The sequence below is a fragment of the Serratia sp. CC22-02 genome, from assembly GCF_900182895.1.
Classification (GTDB): Bacteria; Pseudomonadota; Gammaproteobacteria; order Enterobacterales; family Enterobacteriaceae; genus Serratia; species Serratia nevei.
In genome coordinates this window covers 282,718-298,735 of the sequence record NZ_FXUD01000006.1, presented here as the reverse complement: position 1 = coordinate 298,735, position 16,018 = coordinate 282,718, and the positions used below count along the sequence as shown (strand labels likewise).

Annotated in this window: 14 protein-coding genes and 1 rRNA gene; 3 read left to right on the top strand and 12 right to left on the bottom strand. The window is 59.7% G+C overall.

Going from position 1 to position 16,018, the window contains the following annotated elements; genetic code table 11:
- From QOL81_RS20010 to QOL81_RS19985, 6 genes are all read right to left on the bottom strand, one after another.
- Positions 1-76 (bottom strand): 16S ribosomal RNA (locus QOL81_RS20010); the annotation flags it as partial.
- Between the two features lie 391 nt (positions 77-467).
- Positions 468-1,001 carry a menaquinone-dependent protoporphyrinogen IX dehydrogenase gene (hemG, locus tag QOL81_RS20005; RefSeq protein WP_283440001.1) on the bottom strand — a complete coding sequence of 178 codons (534 nt, stop codon included), beginning with the start codon at positions 999-1,001 and terminating at the stop codon, positions 468-470.
- Positions 1,002-1,022: 21 nt separating this feature from the next.
- Positions 1,023-2,474, bottom strand: a complete 1,452-nt coding sequence (gene trkH / locus QOL81_RS20000; RefSeq protein ID WP_004934492.1) for a Trk system potassium transporter TrkH — start codon at positions 2,472-2,474, stop codon at positions 1,023-1,025.
- A 35-nt stretch (positions 2,475-2,509) separates the two neighbouring features.
- Positions 2,510-3,124 (bottom strand): IMPACT family protein, encoded by a 615-nt coding sequence (locus QOL81_RS19995; RefSeq protein WP_049202417.1) that lies wholly within the window; start codon positions 3,122-3,124, stop codon positions 2,510-2,512.
- Positions 3,124-4,455, bottom strand: a complete 1,332-nt coding sequence (gene pepQ, locus QOL81_RS19990) for a Xaa-Pro dipeptidase (RefSeq protein ID WP_049272479.1) — start codon at positions 4,453-4,455, stop codon at positions 3,124-3,126. The genes QOL81_RS19995 and pepQ overlap by 1 nt, the downstream gene beginning before the upstream one ends.
- Positions 4,456-4,567: 112 nt before the next feature.
- Positions 4,568-5,764: an MFS transporter gene (locus QOL81_RS19985; protein ID WP_070915664.1), complete on the bottom strand. Its 1,197-nt coding sequence runs from the start codon at positions 5,762-5,764 to the stop codon at positions 4,568-4,570.
- Positions 5,765-5,997: 233 nt separating this feature from the next.
- Between QOL81_RS19985 and fadB the strand changes: the two genes are divergently transcribed.
- Both fadB and fadA read left to right on the top strand, forming a co-directional pair.
- The gene (fadB, locus tag QOL81_RS19980; protein WP_174137502.1) at positions 5,998-8,187 is read left to right on the top strand and encodes a fatty acid oxidation complex subunit alpha FadB; all 2,190 of its coding nucleotides are present in this window, start codon (positions 5,998-6,000) and stop codon (positions 8,185-8,187) included.
- A gap of 10 nt (positions 8,188-8,197) precedes the next feature.
- Positions 8,198-9,361 (top strand): acetyl-CoA C-acyltransferase FadA, encoded by a 1,164-nt coding sequence (gene fadA, locus QOL81_RS19975; RefSeq protein WP_025304928.1) that lies wholly within the window; start codon positions 8,198-8,200, stop codon positions 9,359-9,361.
- A 172-nt stretch (positions 9,362-9,533) separates the two neighbouring features.
- On the opposite strand, the gene fre is transcribed toward fadA, so the two are convergent.
- From fre to pepE, 3 genes are all read right to left on the bottom strand, one after another.
- Positions 9,534-10,235: an NAD(P)H-flavin reductase gene (fre, locus tag QOL81_RS19970; RefSeq protein WP_004934474.1), complete on the bottom strand. Its 702-nt coding sequence runs from the start codon at positions 10,233-10,235 to the stop codon at positions 9,534-9,536.
- A 50-nt stretch (positions 10,236-10,285) separates the two neighbouring features.
- The gene (ubiD, locus tag QOL81_RS19965) at positions 10,286-11,782 is read right to left on the bottom strand and encodes a 4-hydroxy-3-polyprenylbenzoate decarboxylase (protein ID WP_025304926.1); all 1,497 of its coding nucleotides are present in this window, start codon (positions 11,780-11,782) and stop codon (positions 10,286-10,288) included.
- Between the two features lie 86 nt (positions 11,783-11,868).
- Entirely contained in the window at positions 11,869-12,594 is a 726-nt protein-coding gene (pepE, locus tag QOL81_RS19960) for a dipeptidase PepE (RefSeq protein ID WP_060424139.1), read from the bottom strand.
- Positions 12,595-12,840: 246 nt separating this feature from the next.
- On the opposite strand from pepE, the gene rfaH reads away from it, so the two are divergent.
- Positions 12,841-13,329, top strand: a complete 489-nt coding sequence (rfaH, locus tag QOL81_RS19955) for a transcription/translation regulatory transformer protein RfaH (protein WP_283440000.1) — start codon at positions 12,841-12,843, stop codon at positions 13,327-13,329.
- Between the two features lie 45 nt (positions 13,330-13,374).
- On the opposite strand, the gene hemB is transcribed toward rfaH, so the two are convergent.
- From hemB to tatC, 3 genes are read right to left on the bottom strand one after another with little or no spacing between them, the layout of a single operon-like run.
- Entirely contained in the window at positions 13,375-14,397 is a 1,023-nt protein-coding gene (gene hemB, locus QOL81_RS19950) for a porphobilinogen synthase (protein ID WP_033636707.1), read from the bottom strand.
- A 14-nt stretch (positions 14,398-14,411) separates the two neighbouring features.
- Positions 14,412-15,194: a 3'-5' ssDNA/RNA exonuclease TatD gene (gene tatD, locus QOL81_RS19945; protein WP_197658549.1), complete on the bottom strand. Its 783-nt coding sequence runs from the start codon at positions 15,192-15,194 to the stop codon at positions 14,412-14,414.
- Between the two features lie 53 nt (positions 15,195-15,247).
- Complete coding sequence (tatC, locus tag QOL81_RS19940) at positions 15,248-16,018, bottom strand: Sec-independent protein translocase subunit TatC (RefSeq protein WP_004934456.1); 771 nt, start codon at positions 16,016-16,018, stop codon at positions 15,248-15,250.

Genomic DNA, 16,018 nt, shown 5'->3' with positions numbered 1-16,018 from the left:
TGTGCTACCGCTCGACTTGCATGTGTTAAGCCTGCCGCCAGCGTTCAATCTGAGCCATGATCAAACTCTTCAATTAAAAGCTTGATTTGCTTCCACTCGAGAAGCGATGCTCAAAGATTTACTGCATGAATTTTACTTCAGTTAGTCACTCTTCAAGACTTGATATTTTTTTGCATCCGAAGATGCTGGATATCGTCTTGTGGAGTGCCCACACAGATTGTCTGATAAATTGTTAAAGAGCAGTGCCGAGAAACTCATCGGCGCGGGCTGCGTATATTACGCTTTTCGCCCTGAGAGTCAAGCGTTTATTTCGCTTTCCTCTCGCTGACCCGGCGGCTTGTCAGTCGTTGTTCCCGGTCAGTGGAGGCGCATTATAGGGAGTTCTCGGCGGGCCGCAACCCCTAATTGCAAAAAACTTTTCAAGCGCGGGTTTTTTCGGCAAAACGCTGGCCAAACCCGCATTTTTGTCACTTTTCGTACTGGATCTGGCTAAATTCTTGGGCGAAACGGTCGACCTGCTGCCAATCGGTGTACTCCACTTCCTTACTGGTATCCGTTTCACCGCCCGTCATACGCATAATAAATTGAATCATGATGCGGTCGAACCAGCGATAGCGCGGATAACGCAATGCGCCGGCAAACACCGCGCACTGTTTTGGCTGCCACGGCGAGGCCAGCAGGAACTTGCGGGTATAAGCGTTGGTTTGCGGCGAGCGCTTTTCCGGTTTACGCGCAGTCAGGTTCACGGCAAAGAACGCGCTCGGCATTCGATTCAGTTGCTCGGCATGGCGCTTGACGAATTTATCCAGCGCCGGGTTAAAGTGCCCGTAACGGATAGAAGCGCCGATCATCACCTGCTGATACTGGCTAAGATCGACCTGTTCCGCCTGCAGCAGATCGAGCACCTCACAACGCAGCGTGTCCTGCAGCTTGCTTGCTATATAAGAAGCGATAGCGCGTGTTTGCCCGTCACGGCTCGAATAAAGTATCAATGCCTTCATGGCGTACTCCTTATATCAGGCTCACTCACGCCAGAAGGTTGGCGTGAACAGCACCAGCAATGTGAACACTTCCAGGCGCCCGAACAGCATCGTCACCACCAGGATCCACTTGGCCGCCGCCGGCATCGTGGTGAAGTTATCCGCCACTACGCCCAAGCCGGGGCCGAGGTTATTGAGCGTTGCCGTCACTGCGGCGAACGCGGAAAAGTCGTCAACGCCGGTGGCAATGATCGCCAGCATGCTGACGATAAACACCAGCGCATAGGCAGAGAAGAATCCCCATACCGCCTCCAGGATGCGTTCCGGCAGCGCGCGGTTGCCCAATTTGATGGTATAGACCGCGTTGGGGTGCACCAACCTTTTCAACTCGCGCGAGCCCTGCAGGTACAGAAGCAGGATACGGATCACCTTCAGGCCACCGCCGGTCGAGCCGGCGCAACCGCCGATGAACGCCGAACACAGCAACAACATAGGCAGAAACAGCGGCCACTTGGCGATGCTGTCGGTCGTAAAACCGGCCGTGGTCGCCATCGATACCACCTGGAAGAACGCCTGATTGAGCGTTTCCATACCGCTCTTATAGACGCCATGTCCCCAGAGCACCAACGTACATACCACCACCAGCGTCAACTGGACGAAGATGAACATGCGGAATTCAGGATCGCGCCCATACACCTTCAGACTGCGGCCGCTTAGCAAAGCGAAGTGCAGGCCGTAGTTACAGCCGGAAATCAGCAGGAACACGGCGATGATGGTGTTGATGGTCGGACTGGCGTAATAACCGATACTGGCGTCGTGGGTAGAAAAACCGCCGATGGCGATGGTCGAGAAACTGTGGCCGATGGCGTCGAACACCGACATCCCAGCCCCCCAGAGCGCCAGCGCACAGGCGACGGTCAGCAATACATAGATTAGCCACAGGGTTTTGGCGGTTTCGGCGATGCGTGGACGCATCTTGTTGTCTTTCAGCGGCCCGGGCATTTCCGCCCGATACAGCTGCATGCCGCCGACGCCGAGTATCGGCAGTATCGCCACCGCCAACACGATGATCCCCATGCCGCCCATCCATTGCAGCATTTGGCGATAGAACAGAATGGCCTTCGGCAGCGAGTCCAATCCCACCAGCGTCGTCGCACCGGTGGTCGTCAATCCCGAGAAGGATTCAAAGAAGGCGTCGGTCAGCGACAGGTTGGGCCGTTCCGAAAACAGGAACGGCAATGCCCCCACGCTGCCCAGCACGGTCCAGAACAGCACGACGATCAGAAAGCCTTCTCGGGGCTTCAGCTCGTGTTTCTGTTTGCGGTTCGGCCACCACAGCATCAGGCCGATAGTCAGCGCCACGAAGAAGGTTTGGCTGAATGCACGCCCCGCCCCATCGCGGTAAATCAATGCCACCAGGCCGGGAATAAACATCGTCCCCGAGAACAGGATGACCAGCAGACCAACGATACGGGTTATGGCGCGAAAATGCATTTCAGCACGATCCTTAACAATTCAATTGGGAGGAATTATTGCGAAATGGGGGTTAATTGCAAATTACCGCGACTGAGATCACGCAATTTATTTCCAAACAGCTCGACCTCGGTGGCCGGCAACGCCAGGTGCAGTACGACGGCGGCGCCGTATTCGCCCTGTAAGATCCGACCTGCAGTTTGCTGCAGCAAGTTCTCCACCAGCGCCAGCTGCGCATAGTCGCACTGCAAGATATATTCGGCTTCCGGCACCTTTTGCGCCAACGCCAACTGCTTCAACGCCTGTTGAACACCGTTGCCATAGGCTTTCACCAGCCCGCCGGTGCCCAGCTTGACCCCGCCATAGTAACGAACGACCACGGCGGTCACTTCGCCGATACCGCTGCCCATCAGCTGCGCGAGGATCGGTTTGCCGGCGGTGCCCGACGGTTCTCCGTCGTCGGAAAACCCCAGCTGCTGCGAGTCATCGGGGCTGCCGGCGACGAAAGCCCAACAATGGTGCCGCGCCGCCGGGTGCTCATCCCGCACCTGCTGAATAAACGCCTTTGCCGCTTCTACCCCGCTGGTCGGCGCCAGCAGGGTGATAAAACGGCTCTTCTTTATTTCTTCGGTAAAGCTGGTTGCTTCCGCCGGTATCGGGTACGGCCGCATCAGGCCAGGTTCAGATCGCGCGTCATGTTCTCGATGCGCTTTTCGTGGATCACGATGTTGTCTTCGATACGGATGCCGCCATACGGCTTCAGCGCATCGATGCGATCCCAGGCGAAGTGCTGCTTGAACTCACCGCTGCGCCACGGCGCCAACAGCGATTCGATGAAGTACAGACCCGGCTCGATAGTCAACACCATGCCCGGCTGCAACACGCGGGTGCAACGCAGGAACGGATACTTGGACGGCGCCGCCAGATGGGTGCCTTGCTCGTCCTGCATAAAGCCGGCGGCGTCGTGCACCTGCAGGCCCAGCGGGTGGCCCAGCCCGTGCGGCAGGAACGGCGTGGTGATGCCCGTTTCCACCATCGCCTCTTCGCTGAGGCCGCTCACCAACTTGTGATTCTTGAGCAGCTTGGCGATGCGCTGGTGCATCTGCACATGGTAGTCGGTATAGCGCACGCCGGTCTTGATGGTATCGATCAGCGCCAGCTGTTCAGCGTTGAGATCTTTCACCAGGTGGGCGAACTCGCTGCCGCTTTGCGCCGCGTAGGTGCGGGTCAGATCGGCGGCGTAGCCGTTATATTCCGCGCCGGCGTCGATCAGGAAACTCAGGGATTCGGCCGGCGGCTGATGATCCAGCTTGGTGTAGTGCAGCACCGAAGCGTGTTCGTTCAGCGCCACGATGTTGTCGTAAGGTACGTCGGTATCGCGGTGGCCGGTCGCCGTCAGGTAGGCCAGGTTGATGTCGAACTCGCTCATGCCGGAGAGGAAGGCCTCATGCGCCGCACGATGGCCGGTTACCGCCGTCTTCTGCGCTTCGCGCATGCAGGCCAGCTCATAGCCGGTTTTGATCGAACGGTGGAAATCCAGGTAGTTCAACACCGCTTTCGGGTTGATGTTCTCGGAAGGGATGCCGAGATCGCGGGCGCGCTGTTGCGCATAACCGATATAGCCCACGCGCTCGCGCTGCGGCGGAAGCTGCTGGGCGATGGCGTCGGCGTTGGCCAGCGGCATCAATTCAAGGGATTTGGTCCAGAAACTGTCCGGCAGCGGCTCTACGCTGTGCCAGTAGTCAACCGGGGAGTAGAACCACAGCTTCGGCTTGTTAACACCGTCGATCCACAACCAGCAGTTCGGCACCGACGTCACCGGCACCCAGGCTTTGAAATGCGCGTTCACTTTGAACGGATAGCTATGGTCGTCCAAAAATACCTTTTGCAGTTCTCCGGAGTGAATCAGCAGCGCATCCAACTTGTTGCGCTCCAGCACTTCGCGCGCGCGTTTTTGCAGCTCTGCCAGGTGGTCGTTATACAAAGAAGCCAGCGTTTCCATCACAGTACCCTTATGCCTTAGCACGAAAGAAGCCATCTTAACACAGCGCTCCGACGCACCAACCTCATCGCGTTGGGCATGCGGAGCAGCTCGCAATTCCCTGCAAATGCCGTTACATCCGCAGTTTAACCATTAGCCAACCGGCCAGGCCGAGCACCGCTATCGCCAGCGCCCACAGGCCATGGTGCTCCAACAACACCGCGCCGGCCGCGGCGACGCCCGCCAGACACTGCTGCAGAAAGCCGCACAGCGCCATCGCATAGGCACCGTACTCTTTGGCGTCGCTGACCGCCATCGCCATGCTGTTGGGAAACAACACCGCCTGGCCAAAAATAGTCAGGCAATACAGCGCGATGAACAGCGCCATACCGGAAAGGCCGGCCAGAATGCCGCTCCACCACAATATCAGGATCGCCACCGTCGCCAGGGCCACGATGCCGCTGCCGGTTTGCATCAGTTTTTTCCCGCCGACGCGCGCCACCGTACGGTTCACCGTCAACGCGCCGCTAAAGTAGGCGATGCCGATCACCAAGCCCAGCGCGCCGAACGCCGTGACGTTGAGACCAAAACCCTGTTGCATGACGAACGGGCTCACCTCCTGCAACGTCACCGTGGTGGCGAAACCCAGCCCGCCGACGCAGGCCGGCCAAAAAAATCCCGGCCGCTGCAGGATGGCGAAGTAGGTAGCCGTCATCGCCGGGCGAGGCCCGCGATCGCGCCCCGCCTCCAGCGGCAGCGTCGCCATCAGCGCCAGAATGGCCAAACCGGTGGCACCCATCAAGACGAAGCCCATCTGCCAGTGCGAATATTGGCTGAGCAGGCCGCCGACGAACTGACCGCCGCCCAGCGCGGTGATAAAAGCGATAGAGAGCACCGACAGCCGGCGCGCCAGCTCGTCACCGCTCCAGTTATCCCGCACGATGATGCGTGCAATGATCGCCGCGCCACCGGCGCCCACACCCTGCAGCGCGCGCAGCGCTAGCAGCTGGGCACCGTTGCTGCACAGCGCCAACAGCCCGCTGCAGCCAATGAAAAGCAGCAGGGAAAGCGTCAGCGGCGCTCGGCGGCCAAAGCGATCGGCAGCCGCGCCCCAGAACAGCACCGGCAAGGCAGCGCCGATGACGAAGATCGAAATGGACAGCTCGGTGGCGCGCCGGCTCATTGCCAACTCGCGCATCACCGTCGGCAGCGAAGGCAGGTACACGGTCGTCGCCATCTGCGCCATAAATACCAACAGACACGCCAGCGTCATGGTTCTGGCGGGAATACTCCATAAGCCGCTGCGTTTGACACAAGCCGCCTTAGTCATGCCTTACCTCGTCTGAATGCTAAATCGCTGCAGGCAAGTGTATGAGGGCCGACAGACTCCAGCAAATGCCGATAGCACATAAAATATAACTTCGTTTTAAATCAAAAAACTAACTTGGCGAGATGTGATCCGACCAGCAAATATGCAATCTCTCATTTGCATATTTTTAACATAAAAACCACACTCCTCATCATCTGGTCATACCAGATCATACGCTGATTCAGGAGATAGACATGCTCTACCAAGGCGAAACATTACAACTGCACTGGCTCGATAACGGCATCGCCGAGCTGGTGTTCAACGCACCGGGCTCGGTCAACAAGCTGGACACCCGCACCGTCGCCAGCCTGGGCGAAGCGCTCACCGTGCTGGAAAACCAGCCTGAGCTGAAGGGGCTGCTGCTGCGCTCCTCCAAAGCCGCGTTTATCGTCGGCGCCGATATCACCGAATTCCTTTCTCTGTTCGCCGCACCGGCTGAAAAGCTGCAAGAGTGGCTGGTGTTCGCCAACAACGTCTTTAACCGGCTGGAAGATTTGCCGGTGCCGACCATTTCGGCCATTAACGGCTATGCGCTCGGCGGCGGTTGCGAATGCATTCTGGCGACCGATTTCCGCGTCGCCTCACCGGACGCGCGCATCGGCCTGCCGGAAACCAAATTGGGCATCATGCCGGGCTTCGGCGGTTCCGTCCGCCTGCCGCGCCTGCTGGGTAACGACAGCGCGCTGGAAATCATCGCCGCCGGCAAAGACGTCAGCGCCAAAGACGCGTTGAAAGTCGGTCTGGTGGATGCGGTAGTGGCACCGGAAAAACTGGCCGAAGCGGCGCTGAAAATGCTGCAACAGGCGATCGACGGCAAGCTGGACTGGCGCGCCGCGCGTCAACCTAAGCTGGAGCCGCTGAAGCTCAGCCCGATTGAAGCCGCGATGAGCTTCACCACCGCCAAAGGCATGGTGCTGCAGACCGCCGGGAAACATTACCCGGCGCCGATGACCGCGGTGAAGACCATTGAAGCCGCCGCCAAGCTGGGCCGCGATGAAGCGCTGAAACTGGAAACCGCCAGCTTCGTGCCGTTGGCGCGTTCCAACGAAGCGCGCGCGCTGGTCGGCATCTTCCTTAACGACCAGTTCGTGAAGGGCCAGGCGAAAAAGCTGGCCAAGAATGTGGATGCGCCGAAACAGGCGGCGGTGCTGGGCGCCGGCATCATGGGCGGCGGCATCGCCTACCAATCGGCGCTGAAAGGCGTGCCGGTGATCATGAAAGACATCAGCGACAAGTCGCTGACGCTGGGCATGAGCGAAGCGGCCAAGCTGCTCAATAAGCAACTGGAGCGCGGCAAGCTGGATGGCCTGAAAATGGCGCAGGTGCTGTCGACCATTCAACCGACGCTGGACTACGCCGGCATCGAGCGCGCACAGGTGATCGTTGAGGCGGTCGTCGAGAATCCGAAGGTCAAAGCCGCCGTGCTGTCGGAAGTGGAAAACCTGATCGGTGAGGACACCGTTCTGGCGTCGAACACCTCGACCATTCCGATTAATCACCTGGCAAAATCGCTGAAGCGCCCGCAAAACTTCTGCGGCATGCACTTCTTTAACCCGGTACACCGCATGCCGCTGGTTGAAATAATCCGCGGCGAACAGACCAGCGACGACACCATCGCCAAAGTGGTGGCCTACGCCAGCCGCATGGGCAAAACGCCGATCGTGGTGAACGACTGTCCGGGCTTCTTTGTCAACCGCGTGCTGTTCCCGTATTTCGCCGGCTTCAGCCTGCTGCTGCGCGACGGCGCCGACTTCCGTCAGATTGATAAAGTGATGGAAAAACAGTTCGGCTGGCCGATGGGCCCGGCCTACCTGCTCGACGTCGTGGGCATCGACACCGCGCACCACGCGCAGGCGGTAATGGCCGCCGGCTTCCCGGATCGCATGAGCAAAGACTATCGCGACGCCATTGACGTGATGTTCGACAACCAGCGCTTCGGTCAGAAAAATCAGCTGGGCTTCTACCGTTACAGCCAGGACAGCAAAGGCAAACCGCGCAAGGACAACGACGAGCAGACCGATGCGCTGCTGGCCGAAGTGAGCCAACCGCGCCAGACCATCAGCGACGAAGAAATCATCGCGCGCATGATGATCCCGATGATCAACGAAGTGGTTCGCTGCCTGGAAGAGAAGATCGTCGCCAGCCCGGCGGAAGCCGATATGGCGTTGGTCTACGGCATTGGCTTCCCTCCGTTCCACGGCGGCGCGTTCCGCTACCTGGATACGCTCGGCACCGCCAACTACGTTGAGCTGGCCCAGCGTTACGCACATCTCGGCGCGCTGTATCAGGTGCCGGCCGGTCTGCGCGCCAAGGCCGAACGCAATGAAAGCTACTACCCGGTGGCGACACCGCTGTCCGACGTCGCTACCCGCCAACCGGCATGAGGTCATAAAGATGGAAAACGTAGTTATTGTTGATGCCGTACGCACGCCGATGGGCCGCTCCAAGGGCGGCGCCTTCCGCCAGGTGCGCGCCGAAGATCTCTCCGCTCACCTGATGCGTGAAGTGCTGAGCCGCAACCCGGCGCTGGATGCCGCCGAGATCGATGACATTTACTGGGGCTGCGTGCAGCAGACGCTGGAGCAAGGCTTCAACATCGCCCGTAACGCCGCGCTGCTGGCCGAGATCCCGCACCGCGTGCCGGCGGTGACCGTCAACCGCCTGTGCGGCTCTTCGATGCAGGCGCTGCACGACGCGGCGCGCGCCATCATGGTCGGCGACGCGCACGTCAGCCTGATCGGCGGCGTGGAACACATGGGTCATGTGCCGATGAACCACGGCGTGGATTTCCATCCGGGGCTGAGCCGCAGCGTGGCCAAAGCCGCCGGGATGATGGGGCTGACCGCCGAAATGCTGGCCAAGATGCACAACATCAGCCGCCAGATGCAGGATGAGTTCGCCGCCCGCTCCCACCAGCGCGCGCATGCGGCAACGCTGGCGGGCTACTTTAAAAACGAGATCATACCGACCAACGGCCACGACGCCGATGGCGTGCTGACCCGTTACGATTTCGATGAAGTCATTCGCCCGGAAACCACCGTCGAAAGCCTGTCGGCCCTGCGTCCGGCGTTCGATCCGGTCAACGGCACCGTCACCGCCGGCAGTTCTTCCGCCCTGTCGGACGGCGCTTCCGCCATGCTGCTGATGAGCGAATCGCGCGCCAAAGCGCTCGGTTTGAAAGCCCGCGCCCGCATCCGCTCGATGGCGGTCGTCGGCTGCGATCCTTCCATCATGGGTTACGGCCCGGTGCCGGCCAGCAAGCTGGCGCTGAAACGCGCCGGTCTGAGCGTGCAGGACATCGATCTGTTCGAGCTGAACGAGGCGTTCGCCGCCCAGTCGCTGCCGTGCATCAAGGATCTGGGGCTGATGGACAGCATCGACGACAAGATCAACCTGAACGGCGGCGCCATCGCGCTCGGCCACCCGCTGGGGTGTTCAGGCTCCCGCATCTCGACCACCCTGTTGAACAACATGGAACGTCGCGACGCGCAGTTCGGCCTGGCGACCATGTGCATCGGCCTGGGCCAGGGCATCGCCACCGTCTTCGAACGCGTTTAGCTGTGTCTATCTTGGGATGACCGCGTCACCACTTCAAATCGCGGCATCCCGCCAAGTTTAGTTGCCGTTCTTCCCGCCTGTCAGGGGCGGGTTTTTTATGCCTGAAGTTTGCCGGCGCCCAAATAAAAACGGGGCGACCCTCGGCCACCCCGTTCACTGCGCACCGCATCGGTCAGATAAACGAAAACGCATCGCCGAACATATGCGCTTCCAGCGCGCCGCGCTCGGCGCAGAAACGCTCACGGGCGATTTTCGCCATCTCGAAACGCCCGGCGATATAGATGTCGTGCTCCGCCAGCGTGCCGAAATCCTGCAGCACCGCGCTGAGCACGGTGCCGCTGCGGCCGCGCCATTCGGCTTCCGGCTGCTCGACCACCGGGATCACCTTCAGATTCGGATGCTGCAACGACAGCGCTTCCAGCTCGCTCAAATCGTACAGGTGCTTCAGCTCACGCCCGCCCCAGTAGATCGAAATGTCGCGATCGGGCTGCTGCTCCAACGCGGTCAACAAGATTGAACGCGCGTAAGAGAAACCTGTGCCGCCGGCGATCAGCACCAGCGGACGGCTGCCCTCTTCCCGCAGCCAGGCGTCGCCGTGCGGCACGTCGACGGTGATCGCCTGCTCTTTCAGGATGCGATCCATCACTGCCATTGCGTACAGATTCAGCTCCGAAGCGCCGATGTGCAGCTCGATGTAATCTTGCTGCGTCGGGGTTGATGCCAGCGAGAACGGACGCTTGTCGCGCTCGTCCATCACCACCATCAGATATTGCCCTGCCTTGAAAGAAAACGGCTGCTCGGGCACCAGACGTACCCGATAAACCGTATCGGTAATGGCCTCTACCGAGGTCACTTTACAGCTCAATATTGTCATGCGTTCCCTCTGTCGGGTCATCAATGCAAAGCTGAGAACAGGGCCTGACGCTACAGCGTCGGCTCCCTGTCACTGAAGATTGCGAGCTCATCCCAGATTTCGTCGACGCGCGCACGTACCTTTTCATCCATCTGAATCGGACGGCCCCATTCGCGATCGGTTTCACCCGGCCATTTATTGGTGGCGTCCAGCCCCATCTTCGAACCCAGGCCGGAAACCGGCGAGGCGAAGTCCAGATAGTCGATCGGCGTATTCTCCACCAGAACGGTATCCCTTGCCGGATCCATTCGTGTGGTGATCGCCCAAATCACGTCGTTCCAGTCGCGCGCATTGACGTCGTCATCACAGACGATAACAAATTTGGTGTACATAAACTGCCGCAGGAACGACCAGACGCCCATCATCACGCGTTTAGCGTGGCCGGCGTACTGTTTTTTCATGGTCACTACCGCCAGGCGGTACGAGCACCCTTCCGGCGGCAGATAGAAATCGACAATTTCCGGGAACTGTTTTTGCAGGATCGGCACGAACACTTCGTTCAGCGCCACGCCCAGGATCGCCGGCTCATCCGGCGGGCGGCCGGTATAGGTCGAGTGGTAGATCGCGTTGCGGCGCTGGGTGATGTGGGTGACGGTGAACACCGGGAACTGGTCGATTTCATTGTAGTAACCGGTGTGGTCGCCGTAAGGGCCTTCCGGCGCCATTTCACCCGGCTCGATATAGCCTTCCAGCACGATTTCGGCGCTGGCGGGCACTTCCAGATCGTTGGAAAGGCACTTGACCACTTCGGTTTTATTGCCGCGCAGCAGCCCGGCAAAAGCGTATTCAGACAGGGTATCCGGCACCGGCGTGACCGCACCGAGGATGGTGGCGGGATCGGCGCCCAGCGCCACCGCAACCGGGAAACGCTCGCCGGGGTGCGCCTGGCACCACTCCTGATAATCCAGCGCGCCGCCGCGATGCGACAGCCAGCGCATAATCACTTTGTTCTTGCCCAGCACCTGCTGGCGATAGATGCCGAGATTTTGCCGTTCCTTATGCGGGCCACGGGTCACCGTCAGCCCCCAGGTGATCAGCGGCGCGGCGTCTTCCGGCCAGCAGTGCATCACCGGAATACGGCCCAGATCGACATCCTCACCCTGCCATACCTGCTCCTGACAAGGCGCGGACCCCAGCACCTTGGTCGGCATGTTCAGCACCTGCTTGAACTTCGGCATTTTGTCGAACAGATCGCGGAAGCCTTTCGGCGGCTCAGGCTCTTTGAGGAACGCCAGCAGTTTGCCGACTTCGCGCAGCGCGCTGATGTCTTCCTGCCCCATGCCCATCGCCACGCGATTGGCGGTGCCGAACAGGTTGCACAGCACCGGCATGTCGTAGCCTTTCGGGTTTTCAAACAGCAATGCCGGGCCGCCCGCCCGCAGGGTGCGATCGGCAATCTCCGTCATTTCCAGGTAAGGATCGATCGGCTGGCTGATGCGTTTTAGTTCCCCTCTCTTCTCCAGCAACGAGAGGAAATCGCGTAAGTCACGGTATTTCATGCTGATCATTATAACGGCCAGTGGGGAGGGCATTATAAGCCCTCTTCACGGTTGTTGCTGCAATTTTGTTAACGCCGCCCGCTGCGGGGTGGCCCTCAGCCGCAGTTGAACGGCACCAGCGTGGCCAGCGCACGCGTATCCTGATATTCGCGCGTCTCCTCGCCGTGGCGGAACACCTTGAAGCCCTGCCCGTTAGCGCTGAAGTAACGCAGCGCATCGCCTTCAACGTGCAGCAGGCTGCCTTCACGCAGCGCCACCACCGATTCACTCGGGTTGACCGCGCAGAACTCCGCCAGGCGCTCGTCACGGGTTTCGCCCATGTGGCCGCTGATATGCGCGTCGATGTAATGCGGGTTGATCTGCACCGGGAACAGCCCCAGCGCCGGCAGCACCACGCTGCAGCGCACCGGCATATCATTGGTGGTACGAATGCTCGGCGTAGCCACGTTGCAACCGGCGCTCCAGCCGACGTAAGGCACCTCACGCTCGCGCACCGCGCGCTGGATAGGCACGATCAGGCCTTGTTCGTGCAGCATTTGGTTCAGCAACCAGGTATTGCCGCCGCTGACCAAAATACACTCCGCCTGCGCGATCGCCGCCGCCGGCGAAGCGGCGTGGTGGATACTGGTGACTTCGATGCCCAGCGTTTGCGCCAGCTCCTGCGCACGCTGGTCGTAGTCATAACGGATCAGGGCGTAAGGGATAAAGACGGCGGATTTGATGCCGCGACGCGCAATCATCGCCAGCAGTTGGCTTTTGGCGTACCCCAGCAGCTCGGCTTCGCCAGACAGCTTGCCGTTGCTCAACAGAAACAGCTCCATTTCTTTCCCCCTCGGTCAAAAACGATGAATAGCGTCACAGCCGGTAGCGCAACGCCTTGCCATACTGTGACGGTAACAAATTTTCAGCCCTCTGTTATACCAGCGCCGTATCGATAAGTGTGTGACCCCTCGCTAATAGCCGCATATTCATAGAGATAGGTGATGTTACACGCTGAAACTTGCATCACTATGTATCCGGAATAGCTTTTGATATGCTTACCGGCTGGCAGAAAGGCATGTGAAATTATGGAATCCTGGTATCTACTTTATTGCAAACGCGGTCAGCTGTTGCGAGCGCAGGAACATCTGGAACGGCAGCAGGTAAACTGCCTCAGCCCGATCATCACGCTGGAAAAGATCGTGCGCGGCAAGCGCATCGCGGTCAGCGAACCCCTGTTTCCCAACTATCTGTTTGTGGAGTTCGACCCGGAGCGCATTCACACCACCACCATCAGCGCCACCCGCGGCGTCAGCCACTTCGTGCGTTTCGGCGCGTTGCCGAGCGTGATCCCGAGCAAGGTGATCGATGAGCTACGCACGCACGCCAGCGAAACCTATGTCGATCCGGAAACCCCGCAGCCGGGGGATACCGTTCTGATCGTCGACGGCGTATTCGAAGGGCTGCAGGCGATCTACACCGAGCCGGACGGCGAGGCGCGTTCCATGTTGTTGCTGAACCTGCTCAACAAACAGGTCAGTCAAAGCATCGACAACCGACAGTTCCAGAAGATGTAATGCAAAAGGCGCCCTCAGGCGCCTTTTTGTTGGCTCATTTGGCGCTTAACGACGCATCGCGTCGTCGTGCAGCCACTGGGCAACACGCTTGGCGAAGTAGGTCAACACACCGTCGGCGCCGGCGCGTTTGAAGCACATCAACGACTCCATCACCGCAGGTTGTTCTTGCAGCCAGCCGTTCTGAATCGCCGCCATATGCATCGCGTACTCGCCGGACACCTGATAAGCGAAGGTTGGCACGCCGAAGGTATCCTTCACGCGGCGTACGACGTCGAGGTACGGCATGCCCGGTTTCACCATCACCATGTCCGCGCCTTCCTGCAGATCCTGTGCAATCTCCTGCAGCGCTTCGTCGCTGTTGGCCGGATCCATCTGATAGGTCTTCTTGTTACCGCCCTTCAGGTTGCCGCTGGAGCCCAGCGCATCGCGGAACGGGCCGTAGTAACAGGAAGCATACTTGGCGGAATAGGCCATAATCTGGGTATTCACCAGGCCCTGCAATTCCAGACGATCGCGGATCGCCCCGATGCGGCCGTCCATCATGTCACTCGGCGCCACGATTTCGGCACCCGCTTCGGCATGGGACAGCGCCTGGCGCACCAGGATGTCTTTGGTCACGTCGTTAATCACATAGCCCTGCTCATCGATGACCCCGTCCTGCCCATGTGTGGTGTAGGGATCGAGCGCTACGTCGGTCAGAATGCCCAGCTCAGGCACCGCGTCTTTCAGCGCGCGCACCGTGCGCTGCACCAACCCTTCCGGGTTATAGGCTTCTTCCGCATGCAGCGATTTCAAGCCCGGCTCGATCACCGGGAACAGGGAGATCACCGGGACGCCGAGTTTGGCGATGGTTTCCGCTTCCTTGACCAGCAGATCGATCGTCATGCGCGATACGCCCGGCATCGAGGCCACTTCTTCCTGACGGTTGCTACCTTCCATGACAAACACCGGATAAATCAGGTCGTTGACCGTCAGTTGGTTCTCGGCGACCAGGCGGCGGCTGAAGTCATGACGGCGCACGCGGCGCATACGGCGACCAGGGAAGGTACCCGGAAATGCATAGCTCATAGTTTTCTCCTAGCTCAAACCAGCCGGAATAGCCGGCGGGCGTTCTCATCGGTTTTTTGCCCCAGCCATTGCGGCTCTTCCTGTCGCCAGACGGCGACCTGATGCACGATATGGGGCAGGAAACAGGGTTCGTTGCGGCGAGATGCGGGTTTAGGTTGTAAATCCCGGGGCAACAGATAAGGGGCGTCCGTTTCCAGCAACAGACGCTCGGCCGGGATCTGCGGCAACAGGGCGCGCAATTCCAGGCCGCGCCGCTCGTCGCAGACCCAACCGGTAATCCCGATCGACAGGCCCAGCGACAGGCAGCTTGTTAATTCTTCGGCGGTGCCGGTGAAGCAGTGCACCACGGCCGCGGGCAGTTTATCCAACCACGGCGTCAGTAGCTCGGCAAAACGTGCGTGTGCGTCGCGGCAATGAAGAAACACCGGCAGCGCCAACTCCGCCGCCAGCGCCAGCTGCGCGGTGAACGCCGCTTCCTGCTGCGCGGGCGTCGAGAAGTTGCGATTGAAATCCAGGCCGCATTCGCCGATCGCCGCCACTTCAGGGCGCGCGGCCAACGCATAAATCTGCTCGGCGGTGTGTTCATCCCAACCGCTGGCGTAGTGCGGATGCACGCCGGCAGTAGACCAACCGTAGCCCGGATGTTGCTGCGCCAGTTCGGCGGCCTCGCGGCTCTCCGCCAGATCGGTGCCGGTAATCAACATCCCCGTCACGCCCGCAACGCGGGCGCGTTCCACCACCGCCTGGCGGTCTTTGGCGAATTGGCTGCTGGTGAGATTAACGCCGATATCAAACATGGTTTTTTCCAAAGCAAAAGCCGCCCAATGGGCGGCTTCGCAATCAATGTGGATCAGGGGGCTGGGGGTTCGTCACCTTCGTCTTCTTCTTCCGCCTGCGGGCGACGTTTTCCGGTATAGAAGCGAGCGAAGAACACTCCCACTTCAAACAGCAGATACATCGGTATTGCCAACAGGGTTTGCGAGAACACGTCCGGCGGCGTCAACAGCATGCCGACCACAAACGCGCCGACCAACACATACGGCCGTTTCTTCTTCAGATCTTCCGGCGAGGTGACGCCGCTCCAGCACAGCAGAATGATGGCGACCGGCACTTCGAAGGCGACGCCAAACGCCATAAACAGCGCCATGACGAAATCGAGGTAGTTTTTAATGTCGGTCGCGATGGTCACCCCCATCGGCGCGGTCTTGGCAAAGAAGCCGAAGGCCAGCGGGAACACGATGAAGTAGGCGAAAGCCATGCCGAGGTAGAACAACAGGCTGCTGGACACCAGCAGCGGCATCATCAGGCGGCGTTCATGCTTGTACAGCGCCGGTGCGATGAATGCCCACACCTGATACAGAATCATCGGCGCTGAGACGAACACCGAGACGATCATGGTCAGCTTGATCGGCGTAAAGAACGGTGACGCCACGTCGGTAGCGATCATGCTCGCCCCGGCCGGCAGCTGCTTGAGCAGCGGCGCAGAGACCAGCTGGTAGATGTCGTTGGCGAAAAACACCAGCACCACGAACACCGCCAGCACGCAAATAATCGAGTTCAACAGCCGCTTGCGCAGCTCTATCAGATGACTGATAAGGGGTTGGGTATCTTCAACAGCCAT